The following is a 22,037-nucleotide window of genomic DNA, read 5'->3' as shown; positions in this document are numbered from 1 at the left end:
TCCGGGGACGGGATCAGCGGCGGCGTGCCAGGAACAGTGTTCGTTGCGCTGCTGCCACTACCGCCGCGTCGATGAACGTTCCGTTCGGGAGGGCCTGGGCGCCCTGGTCTTCTGTGGCTGCCTTGATGATCGCCTCTGCGTGTTCCAGTTCCTGCTCCGTGGGGAGGTAGGCGCGTTCGATGACGGGGAGTTGGCGGGGGTGGATGGCGGCGCGGCCCAGGAAGCCGAGGGTTCGGCCGTGGGCGCAGGATGCGGTCAGGCCGTCCAGGTCGCGAGTGTCGGGGTGGACCGACTGGGGTGGTGCCGGGAGGCCGGCCGCGCGGGCGGCGACGATCACGCGGGAGCGGGACCAGTCCAGGCCCGCGTCGTGCCGTACACCCAGGTCGGCCCGGAGGTCCGCCTCGCCCAGGGCGATGCCGTGGAGTGAGGGGTGGGCGGTCGCGATCGCGTAGGCGTGTTCGACGGCGAGGGCGGTTTCCAGGAGGGCGTACAGGGGTGGGCCGGAGTGGAGTCGCGCGATGCGGACGACCTGTTCGGGGGTGGCCACCTTCGGGAGGCGCAGGCCGGACAGGCCCGGGAGACGTGCCAGTGTGGTGAGGTCGGCCGCCGCGAACGGGCCGTCCAGGGCGTTGACACGGACGTGGACCGGGACCGGCTGGAGGCCGGAGAGGAGTTCGGCCGTTGCCGCGCGGGCGTACGCCTTGCGGTCCGGGGCTACCGCGTCCTCCAGGTCGATCACGACCACGTCGGCGCCCGAGGCGAGGGCTTTGGTGACGACGTGTGGGCGGTCGCCGGGGGCGTAGAGCCAGGTCAGGGGGAAGGTCACCGTACGGAGCCTTCCTTGCGCAACGCCTCCAGCTCGGTGGCCGTCAGGCCGAGTTCGGTGAGGACCTGCTCCGTGTCCGCGCCGTGCGGGCGGCCGGTCCAGCGGATCGTGCCGGGGGTGTCGGAGAGGCGGAAGAGGACGTTCTGCATGCGGAGGGGGCCCAGTTCCGGGTCGTCGACAGTGGTGATCGTGCCGAGGGCCTGGTACTGCGGGTCGGTCAGCACATCCCGTACATCCTGGATCGGGGCCACCGCCGCCTCCGCCTTCTCGAAGGCCGCCAGCACCTCGGCGCGCGGGCGTTCGGCGATCCAGGTGCCGACCGCCTCGTCGAGGACGTCGGCGTGGCGGGCCCGGTCGGCGCCCGTCGCGAACCAGGGTTCGTCGATCAGATCCGGGCGGCCGACGAGACGCAGCACGCGTTCCGCGACCGACTGGGCCGAGGTCGAGACGGCGACCCAGGTGCCGTCCGCGGTGCGGTAGGTGTTGCGCGGGGCGTTGTTGGCGGACCGGTTGCCGGTGCGTTCCTGCACGTAGCCGAGCTGGTCGTACCACGTCGGCTGAGGGCCGAGCACCGTCAGGATCGGTTCGATGAGGGCCATGTCGACGACTTGACCGGCACCGGTGCGGTCGCGGGCGGCGAGTGCGGTCATCACGGCGTACGACGTCGCCAGGCCCGCGATCGAGTCGGCGAGGCCGAACGGTGGGAGCGTCGGGGGCGCGTCGGGCTCGCCGGTGATCGCGGCGAAGCCGCTCATCGCCTCGGCGAGAGTGCCGAAGCCGGGGCGGTGGGCGTAGGGGCCGAACTGGCCGAAGCCGGTGACGCGGGTGAGGACGAGGCGGGGGTTGGCGGCCGACAACTCCGGCCAGCCGAGGTCCCATTTCTCCAGGGTGCCGGGGCGGAAGTTCTCGATGACGACGTCGGCGGTGGCGGCGAGGCGCAGGAGGGTGGTGCGGCCGCCGGGCTTGGAGAGGTCCAGGGTGATCGTGCGCTTGTTGCGACCGAGGAGTTTCCACCACAGGCCGACTCCGTCCTTCGCCGGGCCGTGGCCCCGGGCGGGGTCCGGTTTCGTCGGGTGCTCGACCTTGATGACCTCGGCGCCGAAGTCACCGAGGAGGGTGGCGGCGAGGGGGCCGGCGAAGAGGGTGGCCAGGTCGAGGACGCGGAGGCCGGTCAGTGGGGGTGCGGTGCGGGGGGTGGTCTGGGGTGTGGTCTGGGGTGTGGTTCGGGGTGTGCTCATGAGGCGAACTGCGCTTCGATCTCCTGGCGGGTCGGCATCGACGCCGACGCTCCCGCTCGCTGTACGGACAGTGCCGCCGCCGCGGCGGCCCACGCCAGGGCCTCCCGCATGGGGCGCGTCTCGGTGAGCGCCACCGCGAGGGCGCCGACGAAGGTGTCGCCCGCGCCGGTCGAGTCCACCGCGGTGACGTTCGGGGCCGGGACGGTGACCGGCTCCTGGCCGCGGGCCGCGTACAGACTGCCGGACGCGCCCAGCGTGATGACCACTTCCGGTACCTGGTCGAGCAGGACGTACGCGGCGGCGTGGGGGTCGGGGACGCCGGTGAGCGTGGCCGCCTCGTGCTCGTTCGGGACCAACAGGTCGGTGGCGGCGAGGAGTTCGGGGGGCAGGGGCTGAGCCGGGGCGGGCGTGAGGATCGTACGGACGCCATGGGCCCGTGCCGCCCGGGCGCCCGCGAGGACCGCGGCGAGCGGGATCTCCAGTTGGAGGAGCAGCGCGTCGGCGGAGGCGATCAGGCCCTCGTCGCCTGGGGCGAGGTGGTCGATGGTGCCATTTGCACCGGGGATCACGACGATCGCGTTGCTGCCCTCGTCGTCCACCACGATGTGGGCGGTGCCGGACGGGCCCTCCGTGGTGCGCAGATGGTCGGTGTCCACGCCGGAGTGCTCCAGCGTGGAGCGCAGCCGGCTGCCGAAGCCGTCGTTGCCGACCGCGCCGATCATCGAGACGGTGGCGCCCGCGCGGGCCGCGGCGATCGCTTGGTTGGCGCCCTTGCCGCCGGGGATCGTACGGAATGCGCGGCCGGTGACTGTTTCGCCGCGCTGTGGAGCCTTCTCGACGTAGGCCACCAGGTCCATGTTCGTGCTGCCGAGTACGGCGATGTGGGTCATGGGCGAGAAGCCTCCAGGTGGGTGAGGGCTCGGGTGAGGTGGGCGAGGGTGTCGAAGCCGGTGCCGTTGAAGTCGCCGACGGAGGTGGCCAGTCGGTTCTTCAGGGGGGTCGTCCAGCGGTCGGGGAGTGCGGTGGGGGAGCCGGCGAGGAGGGCGGCGATGCTGCCGGTCGTCGCGCCGGTGGAGTCGGTGTCCCAGCCGCCGGAGACGGCACGGCAGATGGAGGTGGTGAAGTCGCCGTTCGCGTGGGTGAGGGCGGCGGTGATCAGGGCGGTGTTGGGGATGGCGTGGACCCAGTGGTGGTCGGCGTAAGTGGTGTGGAGTTCATCCACGACGGTTTCGAAGTCGCTGTGGTCTTCGGCCAGTTGGATGGCGTGATGGATGGCCTTGGTGAGGCGGGAGTGCGGGGGGATGACCGTGAGGCCTGTGCGTAGGCAGGTGTGGATGTCCTGCGTGCCGGTGGCGGCCGTGGCGATGACGGCCGCGGTGAACATCGCCGCGTAGACGCCGTTGGCCGTGTGGGTGAGGGTGGCGTCCCGGTGGGCCTGTTCCGCTGCGGCGGCTGGGTTGCCGGGGTTGGTCCAGCCGTGGACGTCGGCGCGGATCAGGGCGCCGATCCATTCGCGGAAGGGGTTGCGGTGGCGGGCCGTGTGTGGGGGGTCGATGCCGGTGAGGAGGTTGCGGTAGGCGATGCGTTCTGCGGTGAAGGTGCGGCCTGCGGGGAGTTCGTCGAGCCAGAGGGCGGCTACGTCTTCGGTGGTGAAGTTGTTGCCGTGGCGTTGGAGCAGGAGGAGGTTGAGGAGGGGGTAGTTGAGGTCGTCGTCCTCTGGCATGCCGTCGATGTTCTCGGCGAGGGAGGTGGTGGCCGAGCGGCGGTTCCAGGGGTATGCGCGGGTGAGTTCTTCTGGGACGCCTTGGGCTGTGAACCAGGTGGTGAGGGGCCAGTTGCCGGTGGCTTTGGCCAGTTGGCGGATGGCGTGGAGGGGCAGCTTCTCCACCGGTTTGCCCAGGAGGCACCCTGCTGCTCGGCCGAGCCAGGCTGCTTCCAAGCGTGCCTGCGTGGGGGCTGGGGCGGGGTGGGTCGCGCAGCCCGGCGCTGACGGGGTGCCGCCTGCGCCCACCCGTGCCGCCCCAGGCGGCACGCATGCCCGCAGCTTTGGGCACAGGGTCTTGATCTCGTCCAGTTCTGTCGGCTCTTGGTCCTCCAACGTGCTTGGCAGGTCCGCCAGTTCGTCCAGCAAGTCCTCTGCCAGTTGTCGCAGGTACCGCGATGCCCGATCCGGAGATGCCCCCGCCCGTAGCGGAGCCTCCTGACCACCCGCCGCTCGCCACCGCGCCGCAATCGCCGAAGGCTCGCGGCCGTCCAGGGTCGCCTGGCGCAGTTCGTGGCCGAGGAGGTCCTCCGGCTGGACCCACGTCAGTCGGAGCATGCCGGGACTCCCAGCTCGGTCAGTGCCTGCTCGTGTGCCCGGCGTCGTCGTACGTCCCGTTCGAAGATCTCTCGCGTGACCTGGGTCAGAGTCGTCGCCGGTTCCCAGAGGTCCAGGCGGCTGGCTTCCGAGACCGTCTTCGACCAGTCCTCCGGGACCGGGGAACCCAGGGCGCCCGAGAGCGCGCCCGCCATCGTGGCGATGGAGTCGCAGTCGCGGCCGTAGTTCACCGAGCCGAGGACCGTGTGGCGGAAGTCGCCGTCGGCGACGAGCAACATGCCCAGGGCTACGGGGAGTTCCTCGATGCCGTGCAGGCGGGACGGGCGGCGGGCCGCCAGGGAGGGGGAGCGGTAGTCGGGGCCCACCGTGTCGTACGGGGCGACCGCTTCCCGTAGTGGCGTCAGGGCCGACTCGAAGTCCGAGTGGGCGCAGGCCACTTCGCAGACCTTCTCGATCGCGGCCCGCGTGCCGTCCTTCGCCAGGGACAGGCAGGTCGTGACGACCGAGTTCGCCGTTGCGCCGGGCATGCAGGCCGCGGAGACCGCCGCCGCGAAGACGCCCGCCGCCTCGCGGCCGTACGAGGACTGGTGGGCGCCCGCGATGTCGAGGGCCTCGGTGTACGCGGCCGTCGGGTTGGCCGCGTTGACCAGGCCGACCGGGGCCATGTACATCGCCGCACCGCAGTTGACGATGTTGCCGACGCCTGCCTCTCGCGGGTCGACATGGCCGTAGTGCAACCTCGCGACCAGCCACTTCTCCGCCAGGAAGACCCGGTGCAGCGGCAGGGTCTCCGTCTCCAGCTCCGGGATCCAGCGCGGGTTCGTCATCAGGTCCGGCACCAGGTGCTCGGCGATCGCGTATGCGTCCAGGTGGTCGCGGACGTGGGCGTACACCCGTACCAGGGCATGGGTCAGCAAGGTGTCGTCGGTGATGTGGCCGTCGCCCTTGTGGTACGGGGCGATGGGGCGGGCGGTGCGCCAGGCGTCGCCGTGCCAGGGGCCGACGATGCCGTGGACGCGGCCGCCGTGGCGTTCGAGGATCTGGGCGGGGGAGTAGCCCTCGACGGGGCCGCCGAGTGCGTCGCCGACGGCCGCTCCGACCAGGGCGCCGGTGATCCGGTCCGGCAGAGTGATCGCTGAGGTTTCTTCTCCTTTGGGTGTCATGCCCCGAATCATCCTCCCGGTGGGGCCGGTTGTACGGCTTCCAGGAGTTCGGCGAGTTCCACCAGGTCGGTGCCGGTCAGGCGGGGGAGGACGCAGCCGGAGAGGGTGCGGCAGGTGTCCCGCCAGGTCGCCGGGATCGCCGCGCCACCGCCGAGTGCGCCGGTCAGGGCGCCCACGAGCGCCGGGGCCGAGTCCGCGAGCCGGGACAGACAGGCCGCCGCGGGGACCGCCTCGGCGATCCTGCCGTGCGCCGCGGTCGCCAGGGCCAGGGCGACCGGGACCGTTTCGGCGGCGGCGATGCCGTAGCTGTAGACGTGGTCGACGATCTGGTGCTCCAGGAGCGGGATCAGCGCGAAGGCGCTGTCTGTGTCGGCCGCCAGCTTCAGCGCGTGGCGGGCGTTGCGGCCGACCTCGGTGGACTCGGGGAGTTCCGCGAGGGCCGCCCGCGCGCAGGCCTCGACCTCCGCTCCGACCAGCGCCAGCGAAACTGCCGCCGCCATCGCACGCGCACCGTGCACTCCGTCGCCGTCCTGGGTGTAGCGGGCGTCGAACTCGGCGAGGGAGGCGGCGAGTTCGGGGTCGCCGGGGTGGGCCACGGCCAGCACACAGGCCCGTACGCACGCCGCGTCGTCGAAGTAGTGCGGGTTGTCGTGGCCGGTCGCGGGTGGGCGCAGTCCGGTGGCCAGGTTGCCGAGACCCGCCCGGACCGAGATACGGGCGCGCAGCGGGAGCACCGCCGACTCGATCTCCGGGGCGCGTTCGGCCGCCGCCGCGACTTCGCTCGCGACCGCGTTCCAGGTCAGATCGATGGCGGCCCGCGTACGGCGCTCCCGGCTCAGATCGCCCAGCGCGCTGTCGTCCCCGGCCCGCAGCACGGCCTCCGCCGCGAACACCGCCCACTCCGCGTCGTCGGACGGGCCGAGGCGGAGGGGTTCCGGGGGCTGGTTCAGCGCGATCGGCACGGGGAGCGTGGTCGTCGCGTTCTGCTCCGCGAACGTGTCCAGTTCGCGCGTCAGGCGCCGCGTCCACTCCGGCATCCGGGCCGCCCGGTGCCGGGCGGCCGGCCAGCCGGCGGCGTCCCCGGCGGCCAGCCCCAGCAACAGCCCCTCCACCCGCCGGGTCACGGCCGCACCTCGTCCTCGTCGGCGGCGAGGACATAGAGGGCCACGGGGTCGGACTCCGCCCGCCCCTCATGTCGTACGAGGCCATCCGGTCGTACGAGATCGTCCTGCCGTTCCTCTGCCTCCGCGTCCTCTTCTCCCGTCAGCAGGTCCGCCACATCCAGCACATGGTGGCCCCTCATCGACGGCAGGCAGCTGCCGCGGGCCGGGCCGATGGCGGCGGCCCAGTCGGACGGGATGGCGGACGCGCCCTGGGTCGCGCCGGCGAGTGCGCCCGCGACCGCTGCCGTGGTGTCGGCGTCGCGGCCCATGTTCACGGCGGTCAGTACGGCCTGGACGAAGTCGCCGTCGGCTGCCGCGTAGGCGCCGAAGGCGAGGGCGACGGCTTCGGGGGCGAGGTCGGTCCAGGGGTAGCCGCCGATGACGACCGCGGAGCGGACCGCGCGTTCGCCGCGGTGGGCGACGGCGACGGCGCGGCGCAGGGAGCGGGCCGTCCAGGAGTCGTCCGGGACGACGGCGAGGGCGGATGCGACCACGGCGATCGTCGGGGCGCCTGCCATCGCCGCGGCGACTCCGGCCGCCACCGCCTGGCCGCCGTAGATGCCCTCGCCGTCATGGCTGACCGAGCCGTCGATCGCCACGAGACGGGCCGCTTCGGCCGGGCGTCCGGAGGCGAAGACGCCGAAGGGCGCCGCGCGCATGGCGAGGCCGTCGCTCCAGGCGTGGCGGTGCTGGGCGGAGATGGGGGCGGCGAGACCGCGGCGGAGGTTCTCCAGGGTGCCGCGTTCACTGAAGCCGGCGCCGCGGAAGGGGCCCTCGTCGCGGTCGGCGATCCACTTGTGCCAGGCCGTCTCCACATGGGAGGGGGTGAGGGCGCTGCCGTGGCGGGCGAGCAGCAGGCCGGAGAAGATCGCGTACTCCGTGTCGTCCGTGCCGGCCGGCTTCTCGGCGACGTAACCGGTGATACGGCCCCAGCGGGCGCGGATCTCGGAGGGCTTCATGTTCTCGGCGGGGGCTCCGAGGGCGTCGCCGACGGCGAGGCCGAGCAGTGCGCCGCGTGCCCGGTCGCGTAGTTCGGCGGCGTGCCCGGGCGCCGGGGCCGAGGGAACGCAGGCGATCGATGCCATAGGGGGCCTCTCCTCCGGGGGCTCCTCCCAGGGCGCGGAGCCCTTTGCGGATGTGTCCCACCGGAGGGGTCCGGGAGAGCGTCGGGGGCCTCAGTGTCACCCGGTCGACATCTGTGCATGCTCTCTGTCGAATGAGCGCTCGATGGTAAAAGCGCAGGTTAGCTCAGCCTTTCCTTGCTGGCGGGAGAGGAATCAGGGGCGTAAGTTTGGCCTTGTCAAAGAGTGGAATCAGTCTAAACTTAGCTTCACCTTAGCTCTGGGGGATCTCCGGCATGGCCATCATCGAAACCGAAGCGACGCTCCACGAGGCGCACCGCGACAACCACACCCACCGGGATGTGAACGGCGGCTGGCTGCGCCCCGCCGTCTTCGGCGCGATGGACGGCCTGGTCTCCAACCTCGCCCTGATGACCGGTGTCGCGGGCGGCGCGGCCGGTCCGCGGACCATTGTGATCGCCGGGCTCGCGGGTCTCGCCGCCGGGGCCTTCTCCATGGCCGCCGGTGAGTACACGTCCGTCGCCTCGCAGCGCGAGCTCATCGAGGCGGAACTGGACGTGGAGCGGCGGGAGCTGCGCAAGCACCCCAAGGACGAGGAGGCCGAGCTGGCGGCGCTCTATGAGGCGCGCGGGGTCGAGCCCTGGCTGGCGCGGGAAGTGGCGGGGCAGCTCTCGCGCGATCCCGAGCAGGCCCTGGAGATACACGCCCGCGAGGAACTCGGCATCGACCCCGGTGATCTGCCGTCGCCGCTGGTCGCCGCCGTCTCGTCGTTCGGCTCCTTCGCGCTGGGCGCCCTGCTTCCCGTGCTGCCGTATCTGCTGGGCGCCAGTGCTCTGTGGCCGGCCGTGCTGCTTGCGCTGGTGGGGCTGTTCGCGTGTGGTGCCGTGGTGGCCAAGGTGACGGCGCGGACCTGGTGGTTCAGCGGATTCAGGCAGCTGGCGCTCGGTGGCGCGGCGGCCGGTGTGACGTACGTCCTGGGCAGCCTGCTGGGAACCGCCGTAGGATAGGTGACTCGCACTTATGCGTTGGGCCGCATAAGTAGCCGTTACTCGCTGGTTTCGATTGCTTAACCACCGGGCATGAGCCGTAAGCGCTGTGGGCAATGAGGCCTGCCGCGCACCCTCGGGGTCGACGACGACGCCTCCCCGGCCCTCGGGCTGACGGACATCGATCTGTCCGCTTCGGTCCCCATTACCTCCGCCGCCGTGCGCGGTACCCCCGCCGCGACCGCGGCGTCCGCATGTTGGAACGCGGTATCCGGTTCCCGAGAACCGCCCCATCATGTAACCTGCACGAAATTTTGCACTCACGCAGAGGGCCAGCGTCGTCCCTCGGCACCTGCATATGCCAAGTTGACGACGACGGGAGAGCCGATGCGTACGCCGCGCCAGCCGTCCCAGCACTCCGCGAATGGCCAGAACCGGTCGTTCATGGATGCTCGCCCTGCTGCGCAGGGTATGTACGACCCCCGCAATGAGCACGACGCCTGTGGCGTCGGTTTTGTGGCCACCCTCACCGGTGAGGCGAGCCATGCGCTGGTCGAACAGGCGCTCACGGTTCTGCGCAACCTGGAGCATCGCGGCGCCACCGGCTCCGAGCCCGACTCGGGTGACGGCGCCGGCATCCTCTCCCAGGTTCCCGACGCCTTCTTCCGTGAGGTGGCCGGATTTGAGCTGCCGCAGGCCGGTGGGTACGCCGTCGGTATCGCCTTCCTGCCCGAAGCCGGCGCGGACGAGGCTGTCTCACGGATCGAGACGATCGCGGCCGACGAGGGGCTGACGGTCCTCGGCTGGCGCGAGGTGCCGGTCGCACCCGAACTCCTCGGTGCCACCGCCCGCTCGACGATGCCCGCCTTCCGGCAGATCTTCGTCACCGACGGCGCCGCTGTGCCTGCTACGGGAATCGACCTCGACCGCAAGGCCTTTGTGCTGCGCAAGCGCGCCGAGCGTGAGGCCGACGTCTACTTCCCGTCGCTGTCCGCGCGGACCATCGTCTACAAGGGCATGCTGACCACCGGCCAGCTGGAGCCCTTCTTCCCGGACCTGTCCGACCGCCGCTTCGCCTCCGCGATCGCGCTCGTGCACTCCCGGTTCTCCACCAACACCTTCCCGAGCTGGCCGCTCGCCCACCCGTACCGCTTCGTCGCGCACAACGGCGAGATCAACACGGTCAAGGGCAACCGCAACTGGATGGCGGCCCGTGAGTCCCAGATCGTCTCCGACCTGTTCGGCGAGCAGGACAAGATCGACCGGATCTTCCCGATCTGTACGCCCGAGGCGTCCGACTCCGCCTCCTTCGACGAGGTCCTCGAACTGCTGCACCTGGGCGGCCGTTCGCTGCCGCACTCCGTGCTGATGATGATCCCGGAGGCGTGGGAGAACCACGACTCCATGGACCCGGCCCGGCGCGCCTTCTACCAGTTCCACGCCACGACGATGGAGCCCTGGGACGGCCCGGCCTGTGTCACCTTCACCGACGGCACCCAGGTCGGTGCCGTGCTCGACCGCAACGGCCTGCGCCCCGGCCGCTACTGGGTCACCGACGACGGCCTCGTCGTCCTCGGCTCCGAGGTCGGCGTCCTCGACATCGACCCCGCCAAGGTCGTCCGCAAGGGCCGGCTGCAGCCCGGCCGGATGTTCCTCGTCGACACCGCCGAGCACCGCATCATCGAGGACGACGAGATCAAGGCCCAGCTCGCCACCGAGGCCCCGTACGCCGAGTGGCTCGAAGCCGGCGAGATCGAACTGTCCGACCTGCCCGAGCGCGAGCACATCGTGCACACGCACGCCTCGGTCACTCGCCGCCAGCAGACCTTCGGCTACACCGAGGAGGAGCTGCGCGTCATCCTCGCGCCGATGGCCAAGGCCGGTGCCGAGCCGATCGGTTCGATGGGCACCGACTCGCCGATCGCCGCGCTGAGCGACCGCCCGCGCCTGCTCTTCGACTACTTCACCCAGCTGTTCGCACAGGTCACCAACCCGCCGCTGGACGCCATCCGCGAAGAGCTGGTCACTTCGCTGAGGAGTTCCCTCGGCCCGCAGGGCAACCTGCTGGAGCCGACGGCCGCCTCGTGTCGCAGCGTCACCCTGCCCTTCCCGGTGATCGACAACGACGAGCTGGCCAAGCTCATACACATCAACGCCGACGGCGACATGCCCGGCATGAAGGCCGCGACCCTGTCCGGCCTGTACCGGGTCTCCGGCGGCGGTGACTCCCTCGCCGCACGCATCGACGAGATCTGCGCCGAGGCCGACGCCGCCATCGACAACGGCGCCCGGCTGATCGTCCTCTCGGACCGCCACTCGGACGCCGAGCACGCGCCGATCCCGTCGCTGCTGCTCACCGCGGCCGTCCACCACCACCTCATCCGCACCAAGCAGCGCACCCACGTGGGCCTGCTGGTCGAGGCCGGTGACGTCCGCGAGGTCCACCACGTCGCCCTGCTCATCGGCTTCGGCGCCGCCGCGGTCAACCCGTACCTGGCGATGGAGTCCGTCGAGGACCTGGTCCGCGCGGGCACGTTCCTTCCCGGCATCGAGGCCGAGCACGCCATCCGCAACCTGATCTACGCGCTCGGCAAGGGCGTCCTGAAGGTCATGTCCAAGATGGGCATCTCGACCGTCGCCTCCTACCGCGGAGCCCAGGTCTTCGAGGCCGTCGGTCTCGACGAGACCTTCGTCCAGAAGTACTTCAACGGCACCGCCACCAAGATCGGCGGCGTCGGCATCGACGTCATCGCCAAGGAGGTCGCCGCCCGCCACGCCAAGGCCTACCCGGCGAGCGGCATCGCGCCCGCGCACCGCGCGCTCGACATAGGCGGCGAGTACCAGTGGCGCCGCGAGGGCGAGCCGCACCTGTTCGACCCGGAGACGGTCTTCCGCCTCCAGCACTCCACCCGCACCGCGCGCTACGACATCTTCAAGAAGTACACGGACCGCGTGAACGAGCAGTCCGAGCGGCTGATGACCCTGCGCGGCCTGTTCGGCTTCAAGTCGGGCCGCGAGCCGATCTCCATCGACGAGGTCGAGCCGGTCTCCGAGATCGTCAAGCGCTTCTCGACGGGCGCCATGTCGTACGGCTCCATCTCCAAGGAGGCGCACGAGACCCTCGCCATCGCCATGAACCAGCTGGGCGGCAAGTCCAACACCGGTGAGGGCGGCGAGGACGCGGACCGGCTGTACGACCCGGCCCGCCGTTCGTCGATCAAGCAGGTCGCCTCCGGCCGCTTCGGCGTGACGTCGGAGTACCTGGTCAACGCGGACGACATCCAGATCAAGATGGCCCAGGGCGCCAAGCCCGGCGAGGGCGGCCAGCTGCCCGGCCACAAGGTGTACCCGTGGGTGGCGAAGACCCGGCACTCGACGCCGGGCGTGGGGCTCATCTCCCCGCCGCCGCACCACGACATCTACTCCATCGAGGACCTGGCCCAGCTGATCCACGACCTGAAGAACGCGAACCCGCAGGCGCGGATTCACGTGAAGCTGGTGTCGGAGGTCGGCGTCGGCACGGTCGCGGCCGGCGTGTCGAAGGCGCACGCGGACGTCGTGCTCATCTCGGGTCACGACGGTGGCACGGGCGCTTCTCCCCTCACGTCTTTGAAGCACGCAGGTGGTCCCTGGGAGCTCGGCCTCGCCGAGACCCAGCAGACCCTGCTGCTCAACGGCCTGCGCGACCGCATCGTCGTACAGACCGACGGCCAGCTGAAGACCGGCCGTGACGTGGTCATCGCCGCGCTGCTGGGCGCCGAGGAGTTCGGTTTCGCGACCGCGCCGCTCGTCGTCTCCGGCTGCGTCATGATGCGCGTGTGCCACCTGGACACCTGCCCGGTCGGCATCGCCACCCAGAACCCGGTTCTGCGCGACCGGTTCGCGGGCAAGGCCGAATACGTCGTGAACTTCTTCCAGTTCATCGCCGAGGAGGTCCGCGAGATCCTCGCCGAGCTGGGCTTCCGCTCCCTCGAGGAGGCCGTCGGCCACGCCGAGACGCTGGACGTCACGCGTGCCGTCGACCACTGGAAGGCGCAGGGCCTGGACCTGGAGCCGCTGTTCCACGTGCCCGACCTGCCCGACGGCGCGGTGCGCCACCAGCTGATCCAGCAGGACCACGGCCTGGAGAAGGCGCTCGACAACGAGCTGATCAAGCTCGCCGCCGACGCCCTGGCCGCCGACTCGGCCACCGACGCCCAGCCGGTGCGCGCCCAGGTCGCCATCCGCAACATCAACCGCACGGTCGGCACCATGCTCGGCCACGAGGTGACCAAGAAGTTCGGTGGCGCGGGCCTGCCCGACGACACCATCGACATCACCTTCACCGGCTCGGCCGGCCAGTCCTTCGGTGCCTTCCTGCCGCGCGGCATCACGCTGCGCCTGGAGGGCGACGCCAACGACTACGTCGGCAAGGGGCTGTCGGGCGGCCGTGTGATCGTGCGTCCCGACCGGGGCGCCGACCACCTCGCCGAGTTCTCGACGATCGCGGGCAACACCATCGCGTACGGCGCGACCGGCGGGGAGCTGTTCCTGCGCGGTCGTTCGGGCGAGCGCTTCTGCGTCCGCAACTCCGGCGCGACGGTCGTCTCCGAGGGCGTGGGTGACCACGGCTGCGAGTACATGACCGGCGGTCACGCGGTGGTGCTGGGCGAGACGGGCCGTAACTTCGCGGCCGGTATGTCCGGCGGTATCGCCTACGTGATCGACCTGAACCGCGACAACGTGAACGTCGGCAACGTCGGCGCCATCGAGAAGCTGGACGACACCGACAAGCAGTGGCTGCACGACGTGGTGCGCCGGCACGCGGAGGAGACCGGCTCCACGGTCGCCGGGAAGCTCCTCGCCGAGTGGTCCGAGTCGGTGGACCGCTTCAGCAAGATCATCCCCAGCACGTACAAGGCAGTGCTCGCCGCCAAGGACGCCGCCGAGCGAGCCGGTCTCTCCGAGACCGAGATCACCGAGAAGATGATGGAGGCGGCGACCAATGGCTGATCCCAAGGGCTTTCTCAACCACGGCCGCGAGGTCGCCAAGTCCCGCCCCGTCGACGTACGCCTCAAGGACTGGAACGAGGTCTACGTCCCCGGCTCGCTGCTGCCGATCATCAGCAAGCAGGCCAGCCGCTGCATGGACTGCGGCATCCCGTTCTGCCACAACGGCTGTCCGCTGGGGAACCTGATCCCCGAGTGGAACGACTACGCCTACCGCGAGGACTGGGCCGCCGCGTCCGAGCGCCTGCACGCCACGAACAACTTCCCGGAGTTCACCGGCCGCCTGTGCCCGGCCCCGTGCGAGTCGGCGTGTGTGCTCGCCATCAACCAGCCCGCCGTCACCATCAAGAACGTCGAAGTCTCGATCATCGACAAGGCATGGGAGACCGGTGACGTCGCCCCGCAGGTGCCGGAGCGCCTGTCCGGCAAGACGGTCGCGGTCATCGGGTCCGGCCCCGCCGGTCTCGCCGCCGCCCAGCAGCTCACCCGGGCGGGCCACACCGTCGCCGTCTACGAGCGCGCGGACCGTATCGGCGGCCTCCTGCGCTACGGCATCCCCGAGTTCAAGATGGAGAAGCGGCACATCAACCGCCGTATCGAGCAGATGCGCGCGGAGGGCACCCGCTTCCGTACCGGCATCGAGATCGGCCGCGACCTCAAGGCGACCGACCTGAAGAAGCGGTACGACGCGATCGTCATCGCCGCCGGTGCGACGACCGCCCGTGACCTCCCGGTCCCCGGCCGCGAGCTCAAGGGCATCCACCAGGCCATGGAGTACCTGCCGCTGGCCAACAAGGTGCAGGAGGGCGACTTCGTGACGCCCCCCATCACGGCCGAGGGCAAGCACGTCGTCGTCATCGGCGGCGGCGACACCGGCGCGGACTGTGTGGGCACCGCCCACCGGCAGGGCGCGGCCTCGGTGACGCAGCTGGAGATCATGCCCAGGCCGGGCGAGGACCGGGCACCGCACCAGCCGTGGCCGACCTTCCCGATGCTCTACAAGGTCACGTCCGCGCACGAGGAGGGCGGTGAGCGGGTCTACTCCGTCTCCACCACCTACTTCGAGGGCGACGAGGACGGCAACGTCCAGTGGCTGCACCTCACCGAGGTCGAGTTCATCGACGGCAAGCTGACGCCGAAGCCGGGCACGGAGCGCAAGATCCCCGCCCAGCTGGTCACGCTGGCGATGGGCTTCACCGGCACCGACCGGGAGAACGGCCTGGTCGAGCAGTTCGGCCTGGACCTCGACGAGCGCGGCAACATCGCCCGTGACGGCGACTTCCAGACCAACGTCCCCGGTGTCTTCGTCGCCGGTGACGCGGGCCGCGGTCAGTCGTTGATCGTCTGGGCGATCGCGGAGGGCCGCTCGGCCGCCCGCGGGTGCGACCGCTTCCTGACGGGCGTGAGCGACCTGCCGGCACCGATCCGCCCGACGGACCGTTCGCTGACGGTCTGATCGGCCCCAAGAAACGTCCCGCACAAAGGCGTGCGGAACACCCGACGGCGCCTGCCCCCTAGTCCCCGACCGGACGATTGGGCAGGCGCCGCCGCTTTTCTCACGAAGCTGTTTCTCTCACGTCAGCGCGCTGACCTTGCCGACGGCCAGTACGGCGAGCAGGGCGAGGAGCGCCAGGCAGACGCCCGCCTGGACCACTGAGCGCCGATTCCGAGGCGCGTACGCGAAGGCCACCGTCACCACCGCACCCGCGAGCAGCCCGCCCAAGTGCCCCTGCCAGGACGTGAGCCCCGCGGAGATCAGCAGCCACAGCAGCAGGCCCGCCATGAAACGGTTGACGGCGTCCATGTTCGCCCCGAGACGCCGGGCCATCACGTAGTAGGCGGCACCGAGCCCGAAGATCGCGCCGGACGCGCCGACCGTCGGCGTCCCGGGCGCGAGCAGCAGCACCACCACCGAGCCGCCGAGCGCGGAGAGCAGATAGAGGGCGAGGTAGCGGACGCGGCCGAGCTGGGCCTCGACGACCCGGCCCACGCTCCACAGCGACGCCATGTTCATCACGATGTGCAGGATCCCGAACGTGCCCTCGGTGGGCGGAAGATGGAGAAAGGCGCCGGTCAGCAGCCGGTACCACTCCCCGTCCACGACCCCCTCCGGCTGGAACCCCGCCGGATACGTGTCCTGCCACACGTAGTGCCCGCCGTCCGGACCGGCCAGCCCGGCGCCCAGCATCTCGAACCGTTCCACGATCGCCGGACGCACCAACTCGCCCAGATAAGCGAGCACGTTGAGCGCGATGAGTGCGTACGTCACGACAGGCGTCGCCGAGACCCGCCCGCCGACGACGGTCCGGGCCTGCCGTACCGTCCGCGCCCCCTCCTTCACGCACTCGGGGCACTGGTGGCCGACGGCCGCCTCCCGCATGCAGTCCGGGCAGATGTAGCGCTCGCAGCGTGTGCAGCGGACGTGGGACTCCACCTTGGGATGGCGGTAGCAGGTGGTGACGGCGGACTCGGGTTCCACGGAACCGGCTCCTCGTGGGGACTCGTGGGGACTCATGGCGATGACGACGGGCGGCGAGCCGGTGGGGACGGCGGCGAACAAAATAGCGAACACCTGTGGACGGAGGGAGAGGTGGGGCAGCAGTGCCGTAGCCTCGGCGTCAGTTCTGGTGAGCGAAGGGGGAGCCGGCATGGCCGCGATCAGTCTCAGCAAGGTGGCGGAGACCGCGCCCGCGCTGGTCAGCCTCTACAAGAGCGCCGGGGTGTCGCTCACGAAGCACGGCCTGGACGGGCAGCGGGCGGCGGTCTATCTGGTCGTCGACTACTCCGGGTCGATGAAGCCGTACTACAAGGACGGCAGTGTGCAGGCGCTCGCCGACCGCGTGCTGGGGCTGTCCGCGCACCTCGACGACGACGGAACCGTGCCCGTGGTGTTCTTCTCCACGGACGTCGACGCGGTCACCGACATCGCCCTCGCCGGCCATCGCGGCCGGATCGACCAGATCGTGGCCGGACTCGGGCACATGGGCAAGACCAGCTATCACCTCGCCATGGACGCGGTCATCGACCACTACCTCGACAGCGGCTCCAAGGACCCGGCCCTGGTGGTCTTCCAGACCGACGGCGGCCCGATCAACAAGCTCGCCGCGGAACGCCATCTGTGCAAGGCGGCCAGGCTGCCGATGTTCTGGCAGTTCATCGGCTTCGGCGATCCGAAGAGCCGTCAGTTCGAGTATCTGCGCAAGCTCGACGAACTGGCGGTGCCGGAGAAGCGGGCCGTCGACAACGCCGGGTTCTTCCACGCCGGCCCGGATCCGCGGAAGGTGTCCGACGGCGAGCTGTACGACCGGCTGGTGGGCGAGTTCCCGAAGTGGCTGGTGGCGGCGCGGGCGGCGGGGATCGTGGGACCTGCATAGCTGAACGGGGTTCAGCAGCGCGCCCCAAAGGGGCGCGGGGAACTGCGCGACCAGCCACAGCGGGCCCGCAGACGACAGACGGCCCCCCCGCGGCACAGCGTTCCCAGCCCAGCCCGCGGAGCGCCCGCCACCCGTCTGCTCGCACCGTTGGCTGAGCCGTGACCGCCGTGCCACCCTGAGTGAGATCCGACGGGGAGGCGACGACGTATGGACGGCGCACGATCGGTGGACCAGGCCGGCGGGTCCGCCCGCTCGCGCAGGCAGGCTCCCGGCAGGGGCGAGAAACTCGCGGACTGGGCCGACGGGCGGCTCGGGATCTACGGGCTGGCCAAGGCGCAGATGCGCAAGGTCTTCCCCGACCACCCGTCCTTCCTGCTGGGCGAGGTCGCGCTCTACAGCTTCATCGTCCTGATCCTCACGGGTGTCTACCTCACCCTGTTCTTCGAGCCGAGCATGGTCGAGGTCGAGTACCACGGCTCGTACGAACCGCTCAACGGCGTCCTGATGACCAGGGCGTTCGAGTCCACGCTCGAGATCAGCTTCGATGTGCGCGGCGGGCTGCTGATGCGGCAGATCCACCACTGGGCGGCGCTGGTCTTCGTCAGCGCCATGCTCGTGCACATGATGCGGATCTTCTTCACCGGGGCGTTCCGCAAGCCGCGCGAGCTCAACTGGCTCTTCGGCTGGACCCTGCTGATGCTCGGCATCATCACCGGCCTGACCGGCTACTCGCTCCCCGACGACCTGCTCTCCGGCACCGGTATCCGCTTCGCCCAGGGCGCGATCCTGTCCGTCCCGATCGTCGGGACGTATCTGTCGTTCTTCCTCTTCGGCGGGGAGTTCCCCGGGCACGACATCATCTCGCGCCTGTTCCCGATCCATGTGCTGCTGCTGCCCGGGATCATGCTGGGGCTGGTGGCCGCCCATCTGATCCTGGTCTTCTACCACAAGCACACGCAGTATCCCGGCCCCGGCCGCGACAACAGGTCGGTGGTCGGCATGCCCTTCCTGCCGGTCTACATGGCGAAGGCGGGCGGCTTCTTCTTCCTCGTCTTCGGCGTGCTGACGATGATGGGGGGCATCGCCAGCATCAACCCCGTGTGGGCCTTCGGGCCCTACCGCCCCGATCTGGTCACGACCGGCGCCCAGCCCGACTGGTATCTCGGGTTCTCCGAGGGGCTGATCCGGGTGATGCCGGGATGGGAGATCGACCTCTGGGGCCACACCCTCGCGCTGGGCGTGTTCATCCCCTTCGCGCTGTTCCCGCTGGTCATGCTCGCGATCGGCGTGTATCCCTTCGTCGAGGCATGGGTCACCGGCGACAAACGCGAGCACCACATCCTGGACCGGCCGCGCAATGCGCCCGTGCGCACCGGGCTCGGCGTGGCCTGGATCAGCCTGTACGCGGTGCTGCTGATCGGCGGCGGCAACGACATCGTGGCCACCCATCTGCATCTGTCCATCAACGACATCACCTGGTTCGTGCGGATCGCGGTCTTCGTGGTGCCGGTCCTCGCCTACAGCATCACCAAGCGGATCTGTCTCGGCCTCCAGCGCCGGGACCGGAACAAGGTGCTGCACGGCAGGGAGACGGGCACCATCAAGAGGCTGCCGAACGGCGAGTACATCGAGGTCCATGAACCCGTCTCGCAGGAGCAGCTGTTCACCCTGACCCAGCACGAGCAGAACGCACCGTACGAGCTCGGTCCGCTCGTCGACGCGGGCGGTGTCCGCCGTCGGGTCAAGCCGTCCCAGCGGCTGCGGGCCCGGCTGGCGCAGGCCATGTTCGGGCCCGACAAGCGGATCGAGAAGCCGACGGTGGAGGAGTACCGGGAGGTCACCAGCGGCGACCACCACCCCTGACGACCAAGGCCCGGCACTCGTCCGGAGTGCCCCAGGCGGTGCGCAGGGCACGGGCCTTGGTCAGCCACAGCGACAGGTCGTACTCCGAGGTGTACCCGATCGCGCCATGCAGCTGCAGCGCGGTCCGCGCCGTCGCATACGCCGCCTCGCAGGCCGTGACCTTGGCTGCGGCGACATCAGCGGGCTCCATCGTCAGCGCGGCGCCGAAGAGCAGGGGGCGGGCGAACTCCAGGGCGGTCTTCGCGTCGGCCAGTCGGTGCTTGACGGCTTGGAACGAGCCTATGGGTGCGCCGAATTGGGTGCGTTGCTTGACGTAGGCGACGGTCTTGTCGAGGAGGGCGAGTCCTACGCCCAGCGCCTGGGCGGCAGTGGTGAGGCGGGCCCAGGTGAGGGCTTGCTCGACGGGTGGGGTGGGGGTGAGGAGTTCGCCGCCCGGAGCGAGGGGGGTGAGGCGGCGGGCGGGGTCGAGGGAGGGGCGGACGGGGCCGTGGCCGGGGGACAGGTGGAGGGCGTCGGGGCTGAGGGCGAGACGGATCGTGGCCGCGTCGCCGTCGAGGGCGTACGGGCTGTCGTACGCCACGGTGGCCATGGTCTCGCCGGAGGCGAGGGGCGGGAGGAGGCGTTCGGTTTTGTCGAGCAGTACCGCCGCTGTCGCGGTCTCCACCAGCGGGCCGGGTACCGCGTGTCGCCCCAACTCGACAAAGGCGAGGGCGAGTTCGACGGGCCGGGGACCCAGTCCGTCGTACTCCTCCGGTACCGCCAGTGCGAACACGCCCGCGTCGGCGATACGGCCCCACAGCGCGCGCCCGCTGCCGTGCTCGCCGCGGCTCCAGTCCCGTACCACCGAGGGCGTGTCCGCGGAGGTCAGCATCGCATCCAGCGAGGCGGCGAACGCGCGCTGCTCGGCGTCGAGGAGGAAGCGCATCAGCGGCGACCTTTCGGCATCGAGGGCGTTCCTTCGGGCATCAACGCGGCCTCCTTCATGTGCGTCGCGCTTTCTTCGGCGTCGGCGGAGCCCTCGCGCATCAGCGGCGTCCTTTCGGAAGGCCGAGCAGGCGTTCGGCGATGATGTCCCGCTGGATCTCGTTCGTGCCGGCGTAGATCGGGCCGGCGAGTGCGAAGACGTACCGCTCCGACCAGTCCGTGTCCGCGAACTCGCCCTCCTCGGCCAGGAGATCGAGGGCCGTCTCGTGCAGCGCGATGTCGTACTCGGACCAGAAGACCTTGTTCAGGCTGGACTCCGGGCCGATTTCCTGGCCGTCGAGGAAGCGGGAGGCGGCGGCGTAGGTGAAGAGCTGGTAGGCGCGAGCGCCGATCAGGGCGTCGGCGACACGGCGTTTCGTGGATTCCGGTTCTCCTTGTGCCTGCCAGAGCGTCAGCAGGCGGTCGGCGCTCGCGAGGAAACGGCCCGGGGAGCGCAGCTTCAGCCCGCGTTCGTTGCCCGCTGTCGACATGGCGATCCGCCAGCCCTGCCCGGGTTCGCCGATCACGTCCTCGTCCGGCACGAACACCTCGTCCAGGAACAGTTCGGCGAAGGCGGGCTTTGCGTCGAGGCGACCGATCGGGCGGACGGTGACGCCCGGTGCGCGCAGGTCGAACATCAGGTAGGTCAGGCCCTGGTGGGGCTTCGGGGTGTCCGGCTCGGTGCGGAACAGGCCGAACGCGCGGTCGGCGAATGCGGCACGTGACGACCAGGTCTTCTGCCCGGTGAGCAGCCAGCCGCCGTCCGTGCGGACGGCCCTGGCCTTCAGGGATGCGAGGTCCGAACCGGCCTCGGGCTCCGACCACGCCTGGGCCCAGATCACCTCGCCGGAGGCCATCGGCGGCAGCACGCGCGCGCGTTGTCGCTCCGTGCCGTGGTCGAAGAGGGTGGGGGCGAGCAGGCTGATGCCGTTCTGGCTGACGCGGCCGGGCGCGCCCGCCGTGTAGTACTCCTCCTCGAAGATCAGCCATCTGATCAGGCCCGCATCCCGGCCGCCGTACGCGCTCGGCCAGTCCACCACCGACCAGCGGTCCGCGGCCAGTTCCGTCTCCCATGCGCGGTGAGCCCGGAAGCCCTCCTCCGTCTCCAGCGAGGGCAGCGGGGTGGACGGCACGTGCGCGTGCAGCCAGGTGCGGGCCTCGGCCCGGAAGGCGTCCTCTTCATGTGTGAAGGCGAGATCCATCGGTGGCGTCCCCCTTGGCCGTGAACTCCTCAGCGGTCTTCCCTAACAAGTGTTTGGTAGGTTAGCGTGTCCCTATGACAGGCGTCGAGAGTCCGGCCTACGTGCCCGGGCACGGGTTGCTGAAGGGCCGCACCGCCGTCATCACCGCGGCGGCCGGGGCGGGGATCGGCGGGGCGACAGCGCGGCGCTTCCTGGAGGAGGGCGCGCGCGTGCTGATCAGCGACGCCCATGTGCGGCGGCTCAAGGAGTACGAGGCCGAGCTGGCCGGGGAGTTCGGGACGGCCGTTGCCGCGCTGCCGTGCGATGTCACCGACGAGACGCAGGTGAGCGTGCTGTTCGAGGCGGCGGTCGAGCAGCACGGCCGTCTGGATGTCGTCGTCAACAACGCCGGGCTGGGCGGGACTTCGGACCTCGTCGACATGACCGACGAGCAGTGGTCGAAGGTGCTCGATGTGACGCTGAACGGGACCTTCCGGTGTACCCGGGCGGCGCTACGGCTGTTCCGGAGCGGCGGCGACGGCGGAGTGATCGTCAACAACGCGTCCGTCGTCGGCTGGCGCGCCCAGGCCGGGCAGGCGCATTACGCCGCCGCGAAGGCGGGAGTGATGGCGCTGACCCGGTGTGCGGCGCTGGAGGCCGCCGAGTTCGGGGTGCGGGTCAACGCGGTCTCGCCGAGCCTCGCCATGCATCCGCACCTGGTGAAGGTGACCAGCCCCGACCTGCTGGCCGAGCTGACCGCGCGGGAGGCCTTCGGGCGGTACGCCGAGCCCTGGGAGGTGGCCAACGTGATCGTGTTCCTGGCGTCGGACTACTCCTCGTACATGACCGGAGAGGTCGTCTCCGTCAGCAGCCGGCATCCCTGACCACG

16 protein-coding genes are annotated in these 22,037 nt (G+C 70.5%); 6 read left to right on the top strand and 10 right to left on the bottom strand.

The window, feature by feature from the left end:
• Positions 1–13 precede the first annotated feature (13 nt).
• From QQY66_RS12100 to QQY66_RS12070, 7 genes are read right to left on the bottom strand one after another with little or no spacing between them, the layout of a single operon-like run.
• Positions 14–826 (bottom strand): CoA ester lyase, encoded by an 813-nt coding sequence (locus QQY66_RS12100; RefSeq protein ID WP_301979177.1) that lies wholly within the window; start codon positions 824–826, stop codon positions 14–16.
• Positions 823–2,064: a CaiB/BaiF CoA-transferase family protein gene (locus tag QQY66_RS12095; protein ID WP_301979176.1), complete on the bottom strand. Its 1,242-nt coding sequence runs from the start codon at positions 2,062–2,064 to the stop codon at positions 823–825. The genes QQY66_RS12100 and QQY66_RS12095 overlap by 4 nt, the downstream gene beginning before the upstream one ends.
• Positions 2,061–2,954, bottom strand: a complete 894-nt coding sequence (gene rbsK, locus QQY66_RS12090) for a ribokinase (protein ID WP_301979175.1) — start codon at positions 2,952–2,954, stop codon at positions 2,061–2,063. The genes QQY66_RS12095 and rbsK overlap by 4 nt, the downstream gene beginning before the upstream one ends.
• On the bottom strand, positions 2,951–4,384 hold the full coding sequence (locus tag QQY66_RS12085; protein WP_301979174.1) for an ADP-ribosylglycohydrolase family protein: 1,434 nt from the start codon (positions 4,382–4,384) through the stop codon (positions 2,951–2,953). Before QQY66_RS12085 ends, rbsK begins: the two co-directional genes overlap by 4 nt.
• Positions 4,372–5,547 carry an ADP-ribosylglycohydrolase family protein gene (locus QQY66_RS12080; RefSeq protein ID WP_301979173.1) on the bottom strand — a complete coding sequence of 392 codons (1,176 nt, stop codon included), beginning with the start codon at positions 5,545–5,547 and terminating at the stop codon, positions 4,372–4,374. The genes QQY66_RS12085 and QQY66_RS12080 overlap by 13 nt, the downstream gene beginning before the upstream one ends.
• Positions 5,548–5,555: 8 nt before the next feature.
• Positions 5,556–6,671 (bottom strand): ADP-ribosylglycohydrolase family protein, encoded by a 1,116-nt coding sequence (locus QQY66_RS12075; protein ID WP_301979172.1) that lies wholly within the window; start codon positions 6,669–6,671, stop codon positions 5,556–5,558.
• On the bottom strand, positions 6,668–7,795 hold the full coding sequence (locus tag QQY66_RS12070; RefSeq protein ID WP_301979171.1) for an ADP-ribosylglycohydrolase family protein: 1,128 nt from the start codon (positions 7,793–7,795) through the stop codon (positions 6,668–6,670). The genes QQY66_RS12075 and QQY66_RS12070 overlap by 4 nt, the downstream gene beginning before the upstream one ends.
• 272 nt (positions 7,796–8,067) lie before the next feature.
• Here QQY66_RS12070 and QQY66_RS12065 point away from each other — a divergent pair, with 272 nt between their 5' ends.
• The 3 genes from QQY66_RS12065 (at position 8,068) to QQY66_RS12055 (ending at position 15,223) form a co-directional block, all read left to right on the top strand.
• The gene (locus QQY66_RS12065) at positions 8,068–8,799 is read left to right on the top strand and encodes a VIT1/CCC1 transporter family protein (protein WP_301979170.1); all 732 of its coding nucleotides are present in this window, start codon (positions 8,068–8,070) and stop codon (positions 8,797–8,799) included.
• Positions 8,800–9,165: 366 nt separating this feature from the next.
• Positions 9,166–13,770, top strand: coding sequence for a glutamate synthase large subunit (gene gltB, locus QQY66_RS12060; protein ID WP_301979169.1), 4,605 nt, complete (start codon positions 9,166–9,168; stop codon positions 13,768–13,770).
• A complete protein-coding gene (locus QQY66_RS12055) occupies positions 13,763–15,223 on the top strand; it encodes a glutamate synthase subunit beta (protein WP_301979168.1) in 1,461 nt (486 codons plus the stop codon). The genes gltB and QQY66_RS12055 overlap by 8 nt, the downstream gene beginning before the upstream one ends.
• A 117-nt stretch (positions 15,224–15,340) precedes the next feature.
• Here QQY66_RS12055 and QQY66_RS12050 read toward each other — a convergent pair whose 3' ends face one another.
• Positions 15,341–16,246 (bottom strand): rhomboid family intramembrane serine protease, encoded by a 906-nt coding sequence (locus tag QQY66_RS12050; protein WP_301979167.1) that lies wholly within the window; start codon positions 16,244–16,246, stop codon positions 15,341–15,343.
• Positions 16,247–16,415: 169 nt separating this feature from the next.
• Here QQY66_RS12050 and QQY66_RS12045 point away from each other — a divergent pair, with 169 nt between their 5' ends.
• Entirely contained in the window at positions 16,416–17,141 is a 726-nt protein-coding gene (locus QQY66_RS12045; protein ID WP_301979166.1) for a VWA domain-containing protein, read from the top strand.
• 207 nt (positions 17,142–17,348) lie between these two features.
• Positions 17,349–19,004: a cytochrome bc complex cytochrome b subunit gene (locus QQY66_RS12040; RefSeq protein ID WP_301979165.1), complete on the top strand. Its 1,656-nt coding sequence runs from the start codon at positions 17,349–17,351 to the stop codon at positions 19,002–19,004.
• Here QQY66_RS12040 and QQY66_RS12035 read toward each other — a convergent pair.
• On the bottom strand, positions 18,979–19,929 hold the full coding sequence (locus tag QQY66_RS12035; RefSeq protein ID WP_301979164.1) for an acyl-CoA dehydrogenase family protein: 951 nt from the start codon (positions 19,927–19,929) through the stop codon (positions 18,979–18,981). The genes QQY66_RS12040 and QQY66_RS12035 overlap by 26 nt on opposite strands.
• 100 nt (positions 19,930–20,029) lie before the next feature.
• Entirely contained in the window at positions 20,030–21,169 is a 1,140-nt protein-coding gene (locus QQY66_RS12030; protein ID WP_301979163.1) for an acyl-CoA dehydrogenase family protein, read from the bottom strand.
• A 74-nt stretch (positions 21,170–21,243) separates the two neighbouring features.
• Here QQY66_RS12030 and QQY66_RS12025 point away from each other — a divergent pair, with 74 nt between their 5' ends.
• Positions 21,244–22,032 carry an SDR family oxidoreductase gene (locus tag QQY66_RS12025; RefSeq protein ID WP_301979162.1) on the top strand — a complete coding sequence of 263 codons (789 nt, stop codon included), beginning with the start codon at positions 21,244–21,246 and terminating at the stop codon, positions 22,030–22,032.
• Positions 22,033–22,037 lie beyond the last annotated feature (5 nt).

The organism is Streptomyces sp. DG2A-72 (assembly GCF_030499575.1).
GTDB lineage: Bacteria > Actinomycetota > Actinomycetes > Streptomycetales > Streptomycetaceae > Streptomyces.
Note: the sequence above shows the minus strand (reverse complement) of the source record. Positions and strands in the feature narration are given on the sequence as shown.